The sequence below is a fragment of the Pseudoalteromonas sp. SMS1 genome, from assembly GCF_021530565.1.
Classification (GTDB): Bacteria; Pseudomonadota; Gammaproteobacteria; order Enterobacterales; family Alteromonadaceae; genus Pseudoalteromonas.
Window position 1 is genome coordinate 1 of record NZ_JAKGBI010000020.1, and the last position, 14,909, is coordinate 14,909.

19 protein-coding genes are annotated in these 14,909 nt (G+C 42.0%); 4 read left to right on the forward strand and 15 right to left on the reverse strand.

Annotation, left to right across the window (positions count from 1 at the left end; translation table 11 throughout):
* The first annotated feature begins 319 nt into the window (after window positions 1-319).
* Complete coding sequence (locus L1286_RS19010; RefSeq protein WP_235408605.1) at window positions 320-793, forward strand: RNA recognition motif domain-containing protein; 474 nt, start codon at window positions 320-322, stop codon at window positions 791-793.
* On the opposite strand, the gene murI is transcribed toward L1286_RS19010, so the two are convergent.
* On the reverse strand, window positions 777-1,550 hold the full coding sequence (murI, locus tag L1286_RS19015; protein ID WP_235408606.1) for a glutamate racemase: 774 nt from the start codon (window positions 1,548-1,550) through the stop codon (window positions 777-779). The two genes, L1286_RS19010 and murI, sit on opposite strands and share 17 nt — an antisense overlap.
* A 75-nt stretch (window positions 1,551-1,625) precedes the next feature.
* Complete coding sequence (locus tag L1286_RS19020; protein ID WP_235408607.1) at window positions 1,626-2,738, reverse strand: DUF5610 domain-containing protein; 1,113 nt, start codon at window positions 2,736-2,738, stop codon at window positions 1,626-1,628.
* A gap of 161 nt (window positions 2,739-2,899) precedes the next feature.
* On the opposite strand from L1286_RS19020, the gene trmA reads away from it, so the two are divergent.
* On the forward strand, window positions 2,900-3,997 hold the full coding sequence (trmA, locus tag L1286_RS19025; RefSeq protein ID WP_235408608.1) for a tRNA (uridine(54)-C5)-methyltransferase TrmA: 1,098 nt from the start codon (window positions 2,900-2,902) through the stop codon (window positions 3,995-3,997).
* Between the two features lie 50 nt (window positions 3,998-4,047).
* Here the strand turns inward: trmA and L1286_RS19030 are convergent, their stop codons facing one another.
* The 4 genes from L1286_RS19030 to ccoG form a co-directional block, all read right to left on the reverse strand.
* A complete protein-coding gene (locus tag L1286_RS19030) occupies window positions 4,048-4,680 on the reverse strand; it encodes a thiol:disulfide interchange protein DsbA/DsbL (protein WP_235408609.1) in 633 nt (210 codons plus the stop codon).
* Between the two features lie 13 nt (window positions 4,681-4,693).
* Window positions 4,694-5,320, reverse strand: coding sequence for a thiol:disulfide interchange protein DsbA/DsbL (locus L1286_RS19035; RefSeq protein WP_235408610.1), 627 nt, complete (start codon window positions 5,318-5,320; stop codon window positions 4,694-4,696).
* Between the two features lie 19 nt (window positions 5,321-5,339).
* On the reverse strand, window positions 5,340-6,314 hold the full coding sequence (locus tag L1286_RS19040; RefSeq protein WP_235408611.1) for a serine/threonine protein kinase: 975 nt from the start codon (window positions 6,312-6,314) through the stop codon (window positions 5,340-5,342).
* A gap of 155 nt (window positions 6,315-6,469) precedes the next feature.
* Window positions 6,470-7,897, reverse strand: coding sequence for a cytochrome c oxidase accessory protein CcoG (ccoG, locus tag L1286_RS19045; RefSeq protein ID WP_235408612.1), 1,428 nt, complete (start codon window positions 7,895-7,897; stop codon window positions 6,470-6,472).
* A 215-nt stretch (window positions 7,898-8,112) separates the two neighbouring features.
* Here ccoG and L1286_RS19050 point away from each other — a divergent pair, with 215 nt between their 5' ends.
* Window positions 8,113-8,469, forward strand: a complete 357-nt coding sequence (locus tag L1286_RS19050; protein ID WP_235408613.1) for a hypothetical protein — start codon at window positions 8,113-8,115, stop codon at window positions 8,467-8,469.
* Window positions 8,469-8,672, forward strand: a complete 204-nt coding sequence (locus L1286_RS19055; RefSeq protein ID WP_235408614.1) for a hypothetical protein — start codon at window positions 8,469-8,471, stop codon at window positions 8,670-8,672. Before L1286_RS19050 ends, L1286_RS19055 begins: the two co-directional genes overlap by 1 nt.
* A 37-nt stretch (window positions 8,673-8,709) precedes the next feature.
* On the opposite strand, the gene L1286_RS19060 is transcribed toward L1286_RS19055, so the two are convergent.
* From L1286_RS19060 to gspG, 9 genes are read right to left on the reverse strand one after another with little or no spacing between them, the layout of a single operon-like run.
* Complete coding sequence (locus L1286_RS19060) at window positions 8,710-9,294, reverse strand: YecA/YgfB family protein (protein ID WP_235408615.1); 585 nt, start codon at window positions 9,292-9,294, stop codon at window positions 8,710-8,712.
* Complete coding sequence (locus tag L1286_RS19065; RefSeq protein ID WP_235408616.1) at window positions 9,295-10,056, reverse strand: type II secretion system protein N; 762 nt, start codon at window positions 10,054-10,056, stop codon at window positions 9,295-9,297. It lies immediately after the preceding gene.
* Between the two features lie 2 nt (window positions 10,057-10,058).
* Window positions 10,059-10,535: a type II secretion system protein GspM gene (gspM, locus tag L1286_RS19070; protein WP_235408617.1), complete on the reverse strand. Its 477-nt coding sequence runs from the start codon at window positions 10,533-10,535 to the stop codon at window positions 10,059-10,061.
* Window positions 10,532-11,740 (reverse strand): type II secretion system protein GspL, encoded by a 1,209-nt coding sequence (gspL, locus tag L1286_RS19075; RefSeq protein WP_235408618.1) that lies wholly within the window; start codon window positions 11,738-11,740, stop codon window positions 10,532-10,534. Before gspL ends, gspM begins: the two co-directional genes overlap by 4 nt.
* Window positions 11,737-12,723, reverse strand: a complete 987-nt coding sequence (gspK, locus tag L1286_RS19080; protein WP_235408619.1) for a type II secretion system minor pseudopilin GspK — start codon at window positions 12,721-12,723, stop codon at window positions 11,737-11,739. The genes gspL and gspK overlap by 4 nt, the downstream gene beginning before the upstream one ends.
* Window positions 12,720-13,487: a type II secretion system minor pseudopilin GspJ gene (gene gspJ, locus L1286_RS19085; RefSeq protein ID WP_235408686.1), complete on the reverse strand. Its 768-nt coding sequence runs from the start codon at window positions 13,485-13,487 to the stop codon at window positions 12,720-12,722. The genes gspK and gspJ overlap by 4 nt, the downstream gene beginning before the upstream one ends.
* Window positions 13,487-13,876, reverse strand: coding sequence for a type II secretion system minor pseudopilin GspI (gene gspI / locus L1286_RS19090; protein ID WP_235408620.1), 390 nt, complete (start codon window positions 13,874-13,876; stop codon window positions 13,487-13,489). The genes gspJ and gspI overlap by 1 nt, the downstream gene beginning before the upstream one ends.
* On the reverse strand, window positions 13,873-14,469 hold the full coding sequence (gene gspH, locus L1286_RS19095) for a type II secretion system minor pseudopilin GspH (protein ID WP_235408621.1): 597 nt from the start codon (window positions 14,467-14,469) through the stop codon (window positions 13,873-13,875). The genes gspI and gspH overlap by 4 nt, the downstream gene beginning before the upstream one ends.
* Window positions 14,469-14,894 (reverse strand): type II secretion system major pseudopilin GspG, encoded by a 426-nt coding sequence (gene gspG / locus L1286_RS19100; protein ID WP_235408622.1) that lies wholly within the window; start codon window positions 14,892-14,894, stop codon window positions 14,469-14,471. The genes gspH and gspG overlap by 1 nt, the downstream gene beginning before the upstream one ends.
* Window positions 14,895-14,909 lie beyond the last annotated feature (15 nt).

The window sequence follows — 14,909 nt, forward strand, 5'->3', positions numbered from 1 at the left end:
TAATTTTTTAAATCAACCTTTCAATTTAACTTTGCCCTTCACTTTGGTTTGCGTTTTTCGCTGCATCCCGCCGTGTCAGTGGGTGCGCATTATAGGGAGTTCTCAATTAGGGTCAAGCGTTTTTTTATTAAAATTTTAAAAAGACACTTAAACGCTCAAAAACCCAGCAAACACTGGTAAAACACCATATTAAGCTCAATAAAACGGCACAATTTTCCACAACATCTATATTTTATTATTGCGATGTTTAATTAAGTCGTTAAGATAGCACCTTTCTTTGTTAAATTAATGTGTATTCACTGTTTATTGGTAGATCGTTATGAATTCTTCAGATCGTAAAACAATGCTTACTGTTCTTATCCTCGCAATTTTGGGATATGTAGCAGCAAGCTTTTTATTGGCAGATAACCAACTCGATACGTCGATAGTATTTGCCATTGGGATTGCAATAGGTGGTCTGGCTACAATGACAATTAATAGAACAACTATTTCTCAGTCAGACACTGGTCAAGCAGTTCCAACCAAAACACTCTATGTCGGTAACTTACCTTACCGTGCAAATGAGCAAGCTGTAAGAGAACTCTTCGAAGAAAAAGGCCAAGTTTTCTCTGTACGTTTACTCAAGGATAAGAATACAGGTAAGAGAAGAGGCTTTGGTTTTGTTGAGATGTCAGAGATAGATGCAAATAAAGCTATCAAAGACTTGAACGAAATGGAATTCCAACAACGTACTTTAAAAGTGCGTGAAGCGAAACAAAAGCAAGAAGAGTCGGAATCTAGTTCACCAGCTTAAGTAAGTTAATATTTACTGACTTTTCCAACTTATCTGGGGCCGTTGCGTACCAATGCACCGGCCCTAAACCTATCCCCCTCTCTTCTAGACTGCACGTAGATAAGATGTGTTTCACACGCCTAGCAATGGCCTCACCAGAATCAATCAGTGTTATTTTTTGAGAAAGGTATTGCTGAAGGTGCTCTCCAATAATCGGGAAATGGGTACACCCTAAGACCAATCTATCTATTTCTGGGCATATATTGATGCGCTCTAATTCAGTTTTTAATCGCTCTATTTGCAATTCTTCATACCAATAGTAATGCTCTGCAATACTCACTAATTGTGTTGAATGATAAATTTCAACTTGGCAGTCATTTGCAAATGAACTAATTAAATTCGCAGTGTATGTGTTTTTTGAAGTTGCAGGCGTTGCCAAAAGACCAATGTGCTTTTTTTCACTTGAGCTTGCTGCAGGTTTTATTGCAGGTACAACACCAACAATCGGGATGTCTGTATGCTGCCTAGCTGTTGCCAATGCGTATGTCGATGCGGTGTTACATGCAATGACAATCACATCTACCGATTTCTCTGTTTGCTTAATCCAATGAAGTAAAGCCACCAACCTGCTTTTGATTATTTCTTGTGACTGAAGACCATAGGGCAAAAGTTCGTTATCCATGACATAACTATATTGCGCCTGTGGCATAGTCGACTGAAGATGAGAAAGGACACTCGTCCCACCAATCCCGGAATCAAAAACTAAAACATGTGGCAAACTACACTCTCCCCCTTTCGTAAGAGCTGCAGTTTGCCACGCAAGTCAATTAAAATAAACAGGCACCCTGACTATCTAGCTTATTTGGTCGTTTTGCGGTCCAGACTTATCGTTAAGTGCGCTAAAGTAGTTTTGTGCATAATCTAAGAATTGATTGAGACGTTGCTGGCCTTCATTCATCCAAGCCAAGATATCTGGTAATTGTGACTCAATACCGAGTGTACCGGCTTCCTCATTAATACCTTCCAAACGCTTATCCAAAGGCGCGAATGCTTGCTCGAGCTCTTTCATTGGATTGCTTTGTTGGTACTGTGCAATAGCAGCCGACGTCTTGCTCTGCCTTAGATCCATGGTAAAGTTAGTGATTTGCTCGCTGTTTAAACTCAACTCCTGCGCCAATTCAAAAGCGTCATCATACTCACCAGCAAAAAATGAATCGCTGACATCTCGAATGTCTTCCATCATTGCATTAATGGCTTCTTGCTCTTCTTCATTCAGCTCACCATTCACACTAATAGAGAAGTTAACCTCTCGAGACTTGCTCTGTTCGTATGCAAAACCTTGATTTTCTCCTTCTTGATAGTAGCTGGCAGCGCTACTTTGGCTGTAAGCATCATTAAAAGAGATCACCACTTCATCACCTTCTGCTGTCGTAAATGCATATTCTGCTTTATTGGATAAACTGGCAAATTGTGCAGCGCTCAGGGATACATTTTGAGGACTGGGATTGAAAAGCTCTTTTTCAAACTCATCTAAGCCATTGAAAATGCCTTCTTTAGACTTTTCAATACCGTCTTTAATGTCATCGTTAAACAGACCAGATTCTGTCAATTCGTCAGTCGCATCATCAATACCTGTTTGCACACCTTTACGTGCTTGTTCAAGCATATCCATGAGCGTATCATCATCTTTGCCATCAGCTTTCGCTTTGTTAATTGCACCTTGCACAAACCCCAGTACATTTTTAACGATTTCCTCAAAGTCAAACAATGGCTTTTTAGGCGCTTCTTTTTTCTCTATTCCTAATGCTTCTGCTAGCTTGTCATCAAGAATTTTAGCGGCAACTTGAGATTTATTACCTTGATATTGGTCCGAGTTTATTGAGATATTCGGGATCGGCGATTTTGCTTGCGCAGCTTTATGCTGCATCGCTGGATTTAACAGCTGATTCAACTGTCCGATTTTCATGATTGCTCTCCGCTATACTCTATCAGTTTATTATCGGCTATATACGTAAAAGCTGAAGTTAATTTGTACAATAAAAACACAATTTTAATAGCGAACACTGGACAAATGTTCTACGCCCCCTAAAATAGCGCCTCCTCGCAATATTTAAAGGTAGTTTTAGCATGGCTGTGATCACTATTGATAACACGCAATACGAACAACAACTCGAAGAGAAGCAACAGCGTATAAGCGCACAGTTCGCGCGCTTCAATGCACCCACGCTTGAAGTATTTGACTCCGAGAAACGTCACTATCGACAGCGTTGTGAATTCCGCGTCTGGCACGATGGTGAAGATCTATACCACATCATGTTTGATCAACAAAGCAAAGAGAAAATTCGTGTTGATGAATTTGATCCTGGTGCGCCGCTCGTTAATGAGCTTATGCAAGTAATGATGGACAAATTGCGCCACAATGAATTACTGCGTCGCAAACTATTTCAAATAGACTACTTATCTACTTTAAGCGGGGAAATTCTTGTTAGCTTGCTGTATCACAAGCCATTGGATGAAGCGTGGCAATCCGCAATGAGTCAACTTAGAGATGAGTTACAAAAAACCTACAAGATCGATTTCATTGGCCGTGCACGCAAGCAGAAGGTGGTATTTGGTAATGACTATGTCACTGAAAAACTGTCCGTAGATGGCAAAGAGTATATTTACCAGCAAGTAGAAAATAGCTTTACCCAACCCAATGCCAAGGTCAATGAGAAAATGCTTTCTTGGGCGAAATCTATTTCACGCACATTATCCAATGACCTATTAGAGTTATACTGCGGGAACGGTAACTTTTCTATTGCATTGGCTGAACATTTCGACCGCGTACTGGCAACTGAAATTTCAAAGTCTTCCGTACACTCTGCACAATTTAATATTGCGGCAAATAACGTAGAGAACTTAGACATCATTCGCATGTCGAGCGAGGAATTTACAGACGCAATGCAAGGCAAACGTCAGTTTTCTCGACTCAATGGCATCGACTTGAAATCATACAACTGTCAGACGATTTTGGTAGATCCACCGAGAGCCGGAATGGATGAGTTGACCTGCCAATTAGTCAGCAACTATGACAATATTATCTATATTTCATGTAATCCAGATACCCTCGAAAGAGACCTAGAAACACTCTGCAAAACACATACTATTGCACGAATTGCTATCTTTGATCAGTTCCCTTACACCCACCATGTTGAATCGGGCGTATTTCTAACGCGTAAGTAATTCATGATTGAAATGAAAAAGCCCCGCTACATAGCGGGGCTTTCTTTTATCTATTTGCTTGCAAGGTAATTAATTAGCTTTGCAATATCATCTGGTTTAGTCACGCCCGACTCTCTACTCAGAATAAGCTTATATTTGCCATTTACGATGAACGTTGGCACGCTAGACAATGCGCCTTTATCTTGAAGCTGCTTTTGTTGCCTAGCCATTTTTGAAGCTTTGGTACGAACCGAAAAGCTCTTGTACATTTTATCAAACTTAGCGCCATCTACTCCAGCAGCAACAAAAACGTCTTTCATATCAGCCAGCTCATTGAACTTAGCGCGCTTTGTATGAATGTGCGTAAAAATAGCAGACACAATATCATCTTTTTGCGGCAGTACACTCGCAGTTGCCAATGCCGTTGCTATCATCTTTTGATGTTTAGGGTCTCTCACCCCAACAAAGTCAACATGGCTTTTTTTAAACTTAACACCGTCATCTAGTTTTGGCTTAAATTGATCAATTAAGCCTTCAAAGTTATTACATGCAGGGCAGTAAAAAGAAAAGTACTCTGTTACTTCAGGCTTTTTAGTACCGCGCTCAGCAATCACTTCATAGTGTGTCCCTTCTTCAAATGTCATCGCATTCGCTGCGACGGGCAACATTAAGGCTAATAGTGCCGCTTTAATCATTTTCAACATGCTTCTCTCCGTTCTATTCTTTTTCTAATAGGTATTTGACAAGATTATTAAACTCAGCCTGACTGGAAAGTGAACTAATCTTCACGATGTATTTATCGTTGATGATAAAACTAGGTACACCTTTTAATGCACCTGCATCACTGAACCTTTTTTGTTCATCCTGCATTGCTTTTTCAGCGCTTATAACGGGCATACTCGCCAATGCAGCATCGAACTTTTCTGCAGACACGCCGTGAGCCGCAAGTAACTTTTTCACGTCATCCATAGTTCTAAACTGACTTTGCTGGACATGGATAGTTTTAAATATTTCATCCACAATTTGCGAATCAACACCATGGTGTTTTGCAACAATATAAGCAAAACTCAAGTAAGACTGTGCTTCAGGCGGCAAGCCTCGCATAAAATTCACATGGCTTTTAACAAAAGGAACGTCAGCAGGAAGGCTCGCTTCTAATGCTCTAGCAGGTCCTTCAAACTTGTAACAATGAGGACAATAGAAAGAAAAGAACTCCAAAACACGTGGCGATTTGCTTTTTTCCACTGATAATGTTTCGTAGTGAACATTTTCCTTGTAGTCTGCTGCCATAGCAGCAAGTGGCATACACAGTGCCAATAATGCTACTTTAATGGATTTTAACATATGCTTCTCTCTTAATTTTTTATGGATAAATACTTAGTGCTGGCTCATCCAGCGCAGCCAATTGTTCTTTCAATGCCAAGATCTGCTGTTCCCAATATTTGTCTGTTGCGAACCATGAAAAGTTCCGTGGAAACGCAGGATCTTCCCAGCGTTTGGCCAACCAGCCCATATAGTGAACCATTCGCATTGCTCTCAATGGCTCTATCAGCTGTAATTGGCGCATATCTAATTCACTGAACTCTTCATATCCGCCCAGTAGTGTGTCTAATTGCAAAGCTTGATTTTGGCGGTCACCACTTAGCATCATCCATAGGTCTTGAATGGCAGGGCCTTGTCGACAATCATCTAAGTCAACAATCATTAATTGCTCTTGAGACCACAGAATATTGCCAGCATGACAATCACCATGCAATCTGATCGTATCATTTACAACAAACTTTTCCGTTGTTTTCTTAACAACTTGCTCTAACACAGTAGAAAATGCCAATTGCAAAGAAGATGGCAAACACTCACTTGCTAAAATATCCTCACTTGCTTGGACCAAATAACTTTGTGTATCCACACTTGGACGATGGGCAAAGTGATATTGTTTTGCCACACTATGGAGACGACCGATATATCGCCCTAAAACTTCCAATTGATCGAGATTATCCATTTCAAACTGACGCCCTCCAACACTTGGAAATAAAGCAAAGCGGTAGCCTTGATGTTCAAATAAGCTCTCACCCTCTCGTTCCAGCGGACAAACAACAGGCACTTCAGCTTTTGCTACTTCATATGAAAAGGCATGCTCTTCTTTGATTTGCGCATTGCTCCACCGATTTGGACGATAAAATTTTACGACGTAACGCTTGGCGTCATCACTACGAAATTGATAAACACGGTTCTCATAACTATTGAGAGGCAGTAACCCTGATTCAGGGTAGATACCAATACTTTCAATGGCATCCAAAATCAAATCTGGGGTGAGATTCTGATAGCTAAAATCACTCATTACGGGTATCCATTAATATAAGAAAGGTCGAATGATGACCTTATCTGCCTTTAAATTTAACGACCTAGGATAAAGGGAACAGTACGATGAAGCAAAGGTTATTGTCATCTTTAGACGTGCAGCCACACGGTTGTGGCTGCTATTTAGAAAATGCCTTAACGGCCTTTGAAGAAATTCGTTGATTGTGAGATTTGTGCATGCTTATCTAATTCGCTCGTCAGCACAAAATTAAATTCAGTGACTAGCTTATTCAAGTCATACGGATCCATGGAAATTGATACCGGCACATCAATCGTCGAGCCAGCTGAAACCGTAACTTGCTGTTTACCAATCAACTCGAATTGCTCAAGACCATTGACAGAAATTGTAAAAGTCTGAGCTACTTGGGCTTTGTTGATCAGCTTGAGAGTGTAAGTATTCTCTACCAACCCATCGTAATTTACCCGATACAATTGATTTCGATCTCTAACAATATCCAGCTCAAATGTCTTACGCATCGCAATGTTGACAACCAGCGCGCCACTGAGCACCAGTAAAATCATCACATAGCCTATTAGTTTAGCTCTAATAGGTTTAGTTGTTTTCTGCGCCGTTTCTAAATTTCTTTCCGTTGTGTATGAAATTAAGCCTCGGGTGTAATTCATCTTATCCATGACTCCATCACATGCATCGATACACGCACCGCAATTGATACATTCATATTGCAAGCCATTACGAATATCAATCCCCGTGGGGCAAACCTGAACACATAGTTTACAGTCGATGCAGTCGCCTAGCCCTATCTCTTTAGGATTTTGCTTTCTCCCTCTTGGCCCCCTGCTTTCACCTCGCTTACTGTCGTAACTCACCGTAAAGGTGTCTTTATCGAACATCGCTGATTGAAAACGAGAATATGGACAAATATGTAAACACATAATTTCTCTCATCCAGCCGGCGTTGCCATATGTACATACCGCAAATACAACAACACTGAGTGCAGCATAGCCACTGGCAGAAAAGCGCAATAAGTCGGGTAACAAGGATTGGATCGGTGTAAAGTAGCCAACAAAGGTGATTGCTGTGTATAAAGAAAACGCTAACCAACACAGGTGTTTCGCGGTTTTGCGCAATAACTTATCCATATCCATTGGCCTTTGATCGAGCTTTTTACGCTGATTTGCTGATCCTTCACATTTTTCTTCAAACCATATAAAGATGAAGGTCCAGACCGTTTGCGGGCAGGTATAACCACACCAAACACGGCCATAAAAGGTGGTCACTAAAAACAAAGCAAATGCGGCAATCATGAGAATGAATGCCAAGATAGTGAGATCTTGCGGCCACAGCGTCAGACCAAATATATTGAATTTTTGCTCAAAAAGGTCGAATAAAACAGCTTGTTGACCATTATAGTTGAGCCAAGGAAGCGCCATAAACATGAGCATTCCTAAAAAGCCAATGCGCTGGCGAAGTATTTGATGCATCCCTTTCACCGCACGCACATAAATTCGATTGCGTGGGTTAAACCTATCTGGCTGTAGGTCTTCTGGCTTTTGAATTTTTACATCGACGGGAATATTTTTTACTTTGATCTTATTGTCCATAAAAGCTCCTTAAGCGCTTCGGACAGGTTACTTGCTACAGTGACCTTATATTTACTAAGGTTAGTATATGCAACAGCGCGCTGTTAGCGAGCCGAAAATCGCACGACGAAATCAAAAACTACGAATATTTCCTGAGCATTTCGCTTGCTTTTGATTCTTGCATTTTATTACACTGTCACTTTGATTGAGTCGAATAGATCAAATTAGCGAGCTTTATGAAAAAATATCTTTTGTTAGTGTTAATTGTATTGGCACTATTCACCATAGATCATCCCCTGATCAAAGAACCCAGAGACAAGCTGCTGCAACAGGGTGTAGAAACTTTGGGCGAAACCAGTGAGACCCAATATAGCTTGGCTGCAAAACAAGCCAGGCAACTCATCAGCCAATCAATACAGTTGTCTGAATCAGAGCGTTCATATTTAAAAACCGCACTGGCTACGGATGAAAAAGTAAAAATCTTCCATTTACGCTATTGCCAAGAACATGAACTCAATATGTATTTTTATGGTCCAAAACTAAAAACCATTTGCGATGCTGCTGCTAAAGCCATTAAAAAGGCAGAAATGTAATGGATTTGGCCCAGTTCAATAAGTTACGTGCACGTTCATTTAATGAACAAAAGGCGCTACTTAAAAAAATAGCCAAAGGACAAACCGTTTTGTGTTCAACGTGCAATCAAGCTATTGAGTTAAATGTTGCTGTAAAAGAGGGTGAAAAGGCTTACGCAAAGTGTCAAAAAGGCTGCACTTACATTGAATTAGATATGGCTTAACCTAAGGTCAAGCCATCTTCCTCTCCGATCCGATAAATTACTCTTCATACAACCCACTGGCTACTGCGATTTGCTCTATCAGCTCAGCAAACGCTGGGGCAACCTGTGCAGCAAGTTCGTATTGTGCTTTGCAAAACGCGGTCAATTCAATGCCAGTAGACTGACAGTAGGTTTTAACTTGATCATGCTCAAGGCTAAAAAAGCCTAACAACTCAGTGGTGCTGATCAACGCCTCTTTAAGCTCTTCAGAAATATCGGTCTGAGAAAGCGTGCTAAGATATCCTTGACTACCACGCAAAAAACCCAAGCTCCATTGATGCATCACAGACCAAGGCGCAACGTCTTCGAAAGGTAACGTGAAGCCGCTTGTAAATACCTGTTCACTGATCTGGTGATGGAGGGCCAAAAATGCAAACACGACATCTTCTGTCACGCTTTCATCAGCCCCCGTGACCTCACTTAACCATTGCTCAGGTTCAACCCCATCGGGACTACATACAACCGCAAACAAAAAGCCCTGTACGGTATCCAACGTCATAGCCTCAACCCCGTTACTACGTGAACTGAGGTAGTCATTTAACAGTGATTGATGCGTAGGTAAAAAGTTAAAATCCATCATCATTTACATGCTCACTGGATAGCGGCCTTGTGAATCAGGACGACCAAACATAAATTTGACTGCATCATGAACTTCTTTAGGTAAAGAAGCGTCTGGCTTAATATTGCCCGCAATACGGAATTGCATGTTTGCGGCCAAAGTTGCATCGGCGCGCAAGCCTAAAAGATTTTCTGGCTCAACAATAATAGCCACGTCACCTGATTTACAACTAAGTGCCCCACTTAAGTCGCCAATACTGAACCAACCAGACATGCCTTTTACTTTAATTTCTGGGCTACTAATATCGCCTTGCAGTGCTTCACAGTACGGTTTGCCACTGTTGTATTGCGCCACTTCAAGAATGACACGTCCACTGGCGTCAACGGGAATGGGTAACTTGATCTGCTGCATGGCCTGCTCCACGCTAAAACGTAACTTAGCTTGATTTAATTCAATATTTTTACTAAGTAGTGACACCGCAAAATTGCTGCGGCCTGAAATCTCTGATGTGTCACGTGCATTGCCAAAATTGATCTTACCACTGAGCTGCCCGGTTAACAGCGCTAAACCATTCAGTTCCCACTTAACATTGTGAAGCTGTAAATTTTGATAATTGATCCCACTTATTTGCCCTTGCCATAGGGTACCTGTGACCGACCCCATACGAACATTACTGGGGATCTGTGATTGCACAAGCTGTAGTGCAACCGATGCAGGGATCGTGACCACTGTAAATACAATGAAAGAAAACAAAAAAACCAAAGTAATACTAACTGCATTTTTCATATTTAAATCTCTAACACCAGTCGACTTACACGCACATACCCTTGTTGCTGTTCCTCGCCTAAGTCTAAATTAGCCACTTTGACCCCGTGTTGATTAGTTAATTCGTCAATCCAACTAACCAGTTTATTAAACTCTACGTTGTCTATATTAATGCGTAATGTATTATCTCTTGGCTGCATTTTGCTGATCTGAATGCCATGCCTGCCACGTGTTCTATTAACCAGCTGAGTTAAGTTACGATTACCAGCAACGGCTTGATTACTCCCACGGGCTTTTAGTTGGGCAACACTTTTTGCCACCCAAGCGTGTAATTCTTGTTGTTTTTGTACATCTTTTTGCGCTGCCTGTACCCCGTCGTTTAGCGGTCTGATAACCCCCATAACCAACGTAAAAATGACAAAGACAACCCCAGCTACAATCAACAACTTTTGCTCTTGCTCTTTAAGCGAATGCCAATAGTTCATCACTTGCTGTTTCATGCAGCACCTCGAATTCTAATCTCACCGATCACATAGTCACCGTCATTGTTTAGTGCGCCTTGCTGAACCGACATACCACGCTGTTCAAGAATCGACTTCACTTGACTAAACACTTGGAAACCCTTCGCTTTTGCACGAATTCTTAGTTCATTACGTTTGCGGTCATAGCGGAATGTTTCAGGTGCAAAGTCACTTACCTGACCATAGATTGACACGAAGTGGTTGGTTAGCTCCAAGAAACCACTCTGTTCTGTTCCAGATAATGCTGCCAACTCATTTTGAATTTGTTTACGCAGTAAGTGCGGCCGCACAACTTTGTTAGGAAACGCTTGTTTATACGTACTCATTGCTTGCGCTTTATATTCAGCAGCTTCGCTTTGCAGCATGACCAACTGAGTAGATTTGACACAAACAAATGCCAGCAAAGCGATACTTGCGGCAATCGTACCGGCTTTCCAATCTCGCCACCATTGAGGCTGCTTTTTCTTCGCTGCAAATGGACCTTGGCGAAGGTTAATGGATAACGTATTTAACCCCTGAGCAAAAATTGCCAACGGCAAATCATATTCTGACTCTCTTGCCTGAAGACTCTTGGTCGTAGCTAAACCGTGTGTCGGGCTATAGTGAATCAGCTCAGCCTCTGGTGCCAACATTAAATAATCACTGACCCAATCTATTTCAACCCCACTGATATGCCAGTCAGCTCCTTTAAAAAGCCACTGCTGATGCAGTTGAATTGCACTTAACGCGTTGTCTTCAGGGTTGGGAAGCAGTAGCGCGTCTGGGGTGATAATTGCTGGCTCGATATCAAAATCAGACAAAACAGCGACCCACTCTGCCAGCCACTGCAAATCACACAAAGCGATATTGATAAAATGTTTCTCGTCCACTAACACTGGGTTACCAATGGCAATGAAGAGCTCATCAATATCAGAGGCGACCTGTTCTTCAAGCATGAAAGGTAACGCCCGCTCCAACTTGCGGCTCCACTTGGTTGGCAGTTCAACTTGCTTTAACTGCACACTTGAGGCTGGTAATAACAGCGCAACACTGCGCGTTGTCGCTTTTTCAGTTAGCTCACCGATTAAGCCACTGTGTTCTAGTTCTCCACTGGCAATGATCTGAGCATCTGACTCAGACCATATTAACCAATTGACCGGTTCTTGTTGTGACTGACCTACCCGGATCAATAATTTTTCTGTCACTGAACGCCTCCAAATTTACGTGCTAACACAGTTGCCTGACCGCTTTTTATTTCGAGTATTGAGGTCATTTTAAACAACCGCTCATCAAACGATGCTTTAGCACGCAACTTAAAATAATTGCTTGTTATTGTGAATATTTTCTCAGTATCTTTGGTATCCTGAGCGCCTTGATTCTTCGCTTCGGTAATGAAATCCTGAAGGCTGTCAAACCCTTCTTCTGGACGAGCTGCAATGACGGCTTCAGCACCAGATAAGCTCAAACCTTCTATGAGTGCACTTATGAGTAATGCCTGTTCAGGTAGCACCGTATTAACATTAATTGACAATTCCGTGTTACCTGGGATCACACAGACATACGGCAGTAGCTTTTCCATTACCAAAGGGTTAAATCCTTTTATGACTCGGAGCTCACTCTCCGAAGCCATGAGATTATTTGCCGTCATATAAGGCATTTGTCGAGACATGTATTCATCTTCTTCCGCACCTGAGCGGAAAGTAATACTGTCTTCGTCCAGCCAATCATAGACACTATCTGCCATAGCCTCTTCACTCTCTTGTGATGGCAGATCCTCGATGTTTTTCAACAACTCCAATAATGCCTTGTGCGCAGGGTTTGTCGCAGTACTGCTGCTCTTCGCATTATTATCTTTTGGCGCTCTTAGCGCGTTCAAGTTTAAGCACGCTTGTAAATCCGTTACTTTACCGCTTAAAGTGCCATGATCCACGGGATATGGCACTTCATCAATGGCCCAAGGTTGGCCAAGGTGGACTTTATCTGGATCGTCTTTGCGGCTTTCAAGCAACACTTTTTTAACCAACTCTTCCGCGCCATAGCTGTACCATTTGGCCTGCTGATGAGTTTGAATGTTTGCGGCTTTTTGTACTTGCACCATCAAAGAGGACGACATTTCTGCCGCTAAGCTAGCAGCCAGAGCAACAATAAACAATACAATAATCAGCGCTGCGCCTTGTTGATTTCTCACGGTCGACCTCCTCGCTGGCTGTTATTGCCATTCCTGTTATTATTGCCATTTCTATTGTCATTGTTATTTAAATCGTCACCGGCACTATCAAGTCCATTATTGCCAGGGCTATTTCTGCCGCCACTTTGGCCTGTCTTAGCTTGCGCTACCTTGCCATCTCCAGGTGTGAGGAAAATACGACGTAGTGGCTCTTCATCTTGCTGTTGAATAGTCACTGCAACGGCAAGTGGAAGCGCCTTAATTTGCCAGTTGTCCTGCCATTTATGTTTATCATCAAGAAACTCAATTTTAAGTTCTTCGACATTTTCTAACAGGACTTGAGCACGAGGCTCTGAGCCATCCAACTCATCGACATAAATTCGGTAAATACGCTCTAAGTTGTCATCTTTAACTCGATAACCTACCGCCTGAAGCTCTGATCGTGGTAATAAACTCACGGGGTTGGTCCAACCATCTCGAATAAATGCAATGCCATCATACTGGCTTTCAAGAGAGTAACGGCCATGAATGATATAAGTTGGGCTAAAATCACCCGCTTCATTGCGTACTTCTCGCTTGGTCATTTGGTTAAAGTCTTGGTCCATCAAACGAAAAGTTGTTTGTAACCCTTCAAGCTGCGCAATCGTTTCGTCCGATGCTTCTTTAGCTTTGATAGAAGTATCGAGTATTTGGTGAGATGCAGTCACAATGAACGCCAAAATCACCAAAGCAACCATCACTTCAATTAATGTAAAACCCGTTTGAAGGCGCTTAGCTTGCTCCATCACTTTTTGCCCTTATGCAGAAAAGTGGTCAAATCATAAATAGAATGTTCGCGTCGCTCGTCTTCAAACACTTCAATTGTTAATTTGACGAACTGAGGGTCTTCGGTCTTCTCAACTTGCTGACTCCAATACCAAGTATGCCCCGCAAACTCTTCATCGCCCTTGTCCGTATTTTTACCATTCCATTTACCACCACTGGCTTTCGCTCTGGTCATTACCATTTGATTCTCTGCGACCCAAGCCGCGTAGGTTTGCTGCTCAATGGTACTCATATGACTAATGTGCGCACCAGTCGCCTGTAATGCGGCAACACCAGCAATTGCACAGATCCCCATCGCAACCATTACCTCTAAAAGAGTAAATCCAGCTTGTTTAGACTTGATTGTCATTCGGGTTCCTGCCTTAGCTTAACGGGGGCCATAAATTCACCCTCTATAAAGTAGACAGGTTCAGACTCTTCTTTGAGTTCCAAAGAGATTTGAAAGGCACTCACTTCACCAGAAGATAAAATTAATACTTGTGGGATCTTCTTTTTTTTCAATTCTAATAAATTGTCATCTTCACCTGTTCCCATAATCTCTTGCCAGTTGGATTGCTCTAGCAGGTTATCTTGAGACCAAGCGAGATCTTCTAAATTTAGCTCGATTTTATACTCTTCCGCGTATTCTATCGGCTTATAAAGCTCTTCGGCTTCGAAAGTCGTCCATTGCTCACCGTCGAAGACCAAGAACTCTATTGTTTGCTTATCTAGATGAAGACCCAACTCAACCTGGTTTAATACCGCAAATTCAGACGCTAAATTAACAATGCCATGTAACTTGCGTGCTTCTTTTTCAAGTAGCTGTTCGTCACTCTCACCCACGGTGAAAGTCACTAGCCGGATTGAGAAACCGATTATCAGGAGAACCACCAAGATCTCTAGTAGGCTGAACCCTCGAGATCTTGATACATTTACAGTTGGAGTCTTCACAAGTAACGACATTAGCGGTCTTCTTCATCTCTCCAGTTACCGATATCGTCTTCGGTACCTACTTCACCATCTGGACCCATTGAGAAAATGTCGACTTTGCCAATTTCACCTGGGCTAACGAGTTGGTAAGGATTATCCCAAGGGTCTAGCGGTAATTCATTCAAAAAACCACCGTCAGGGAAGCGCTTTGGCACAGGGTCAATCGTTGTTTTTTCAACCAGTGCGTCTAGACCCTGCTCAGTTGTTGGGAAGCGCTTATTTTGCAACTTGTAGATTTTCATTGCACTTTCAATTTGAGTGATATCAAGTCTTGCTTTATCAATTGCAGCTTGTTCTTGGTTACCGATAATGTTTGGTGCCACAATAGACATGATCATACCGATAATAACCAATACCACCATTACTTCTAACAATGAAAAACCGGATTGTTTCTTCACAATTTATACCTCTAT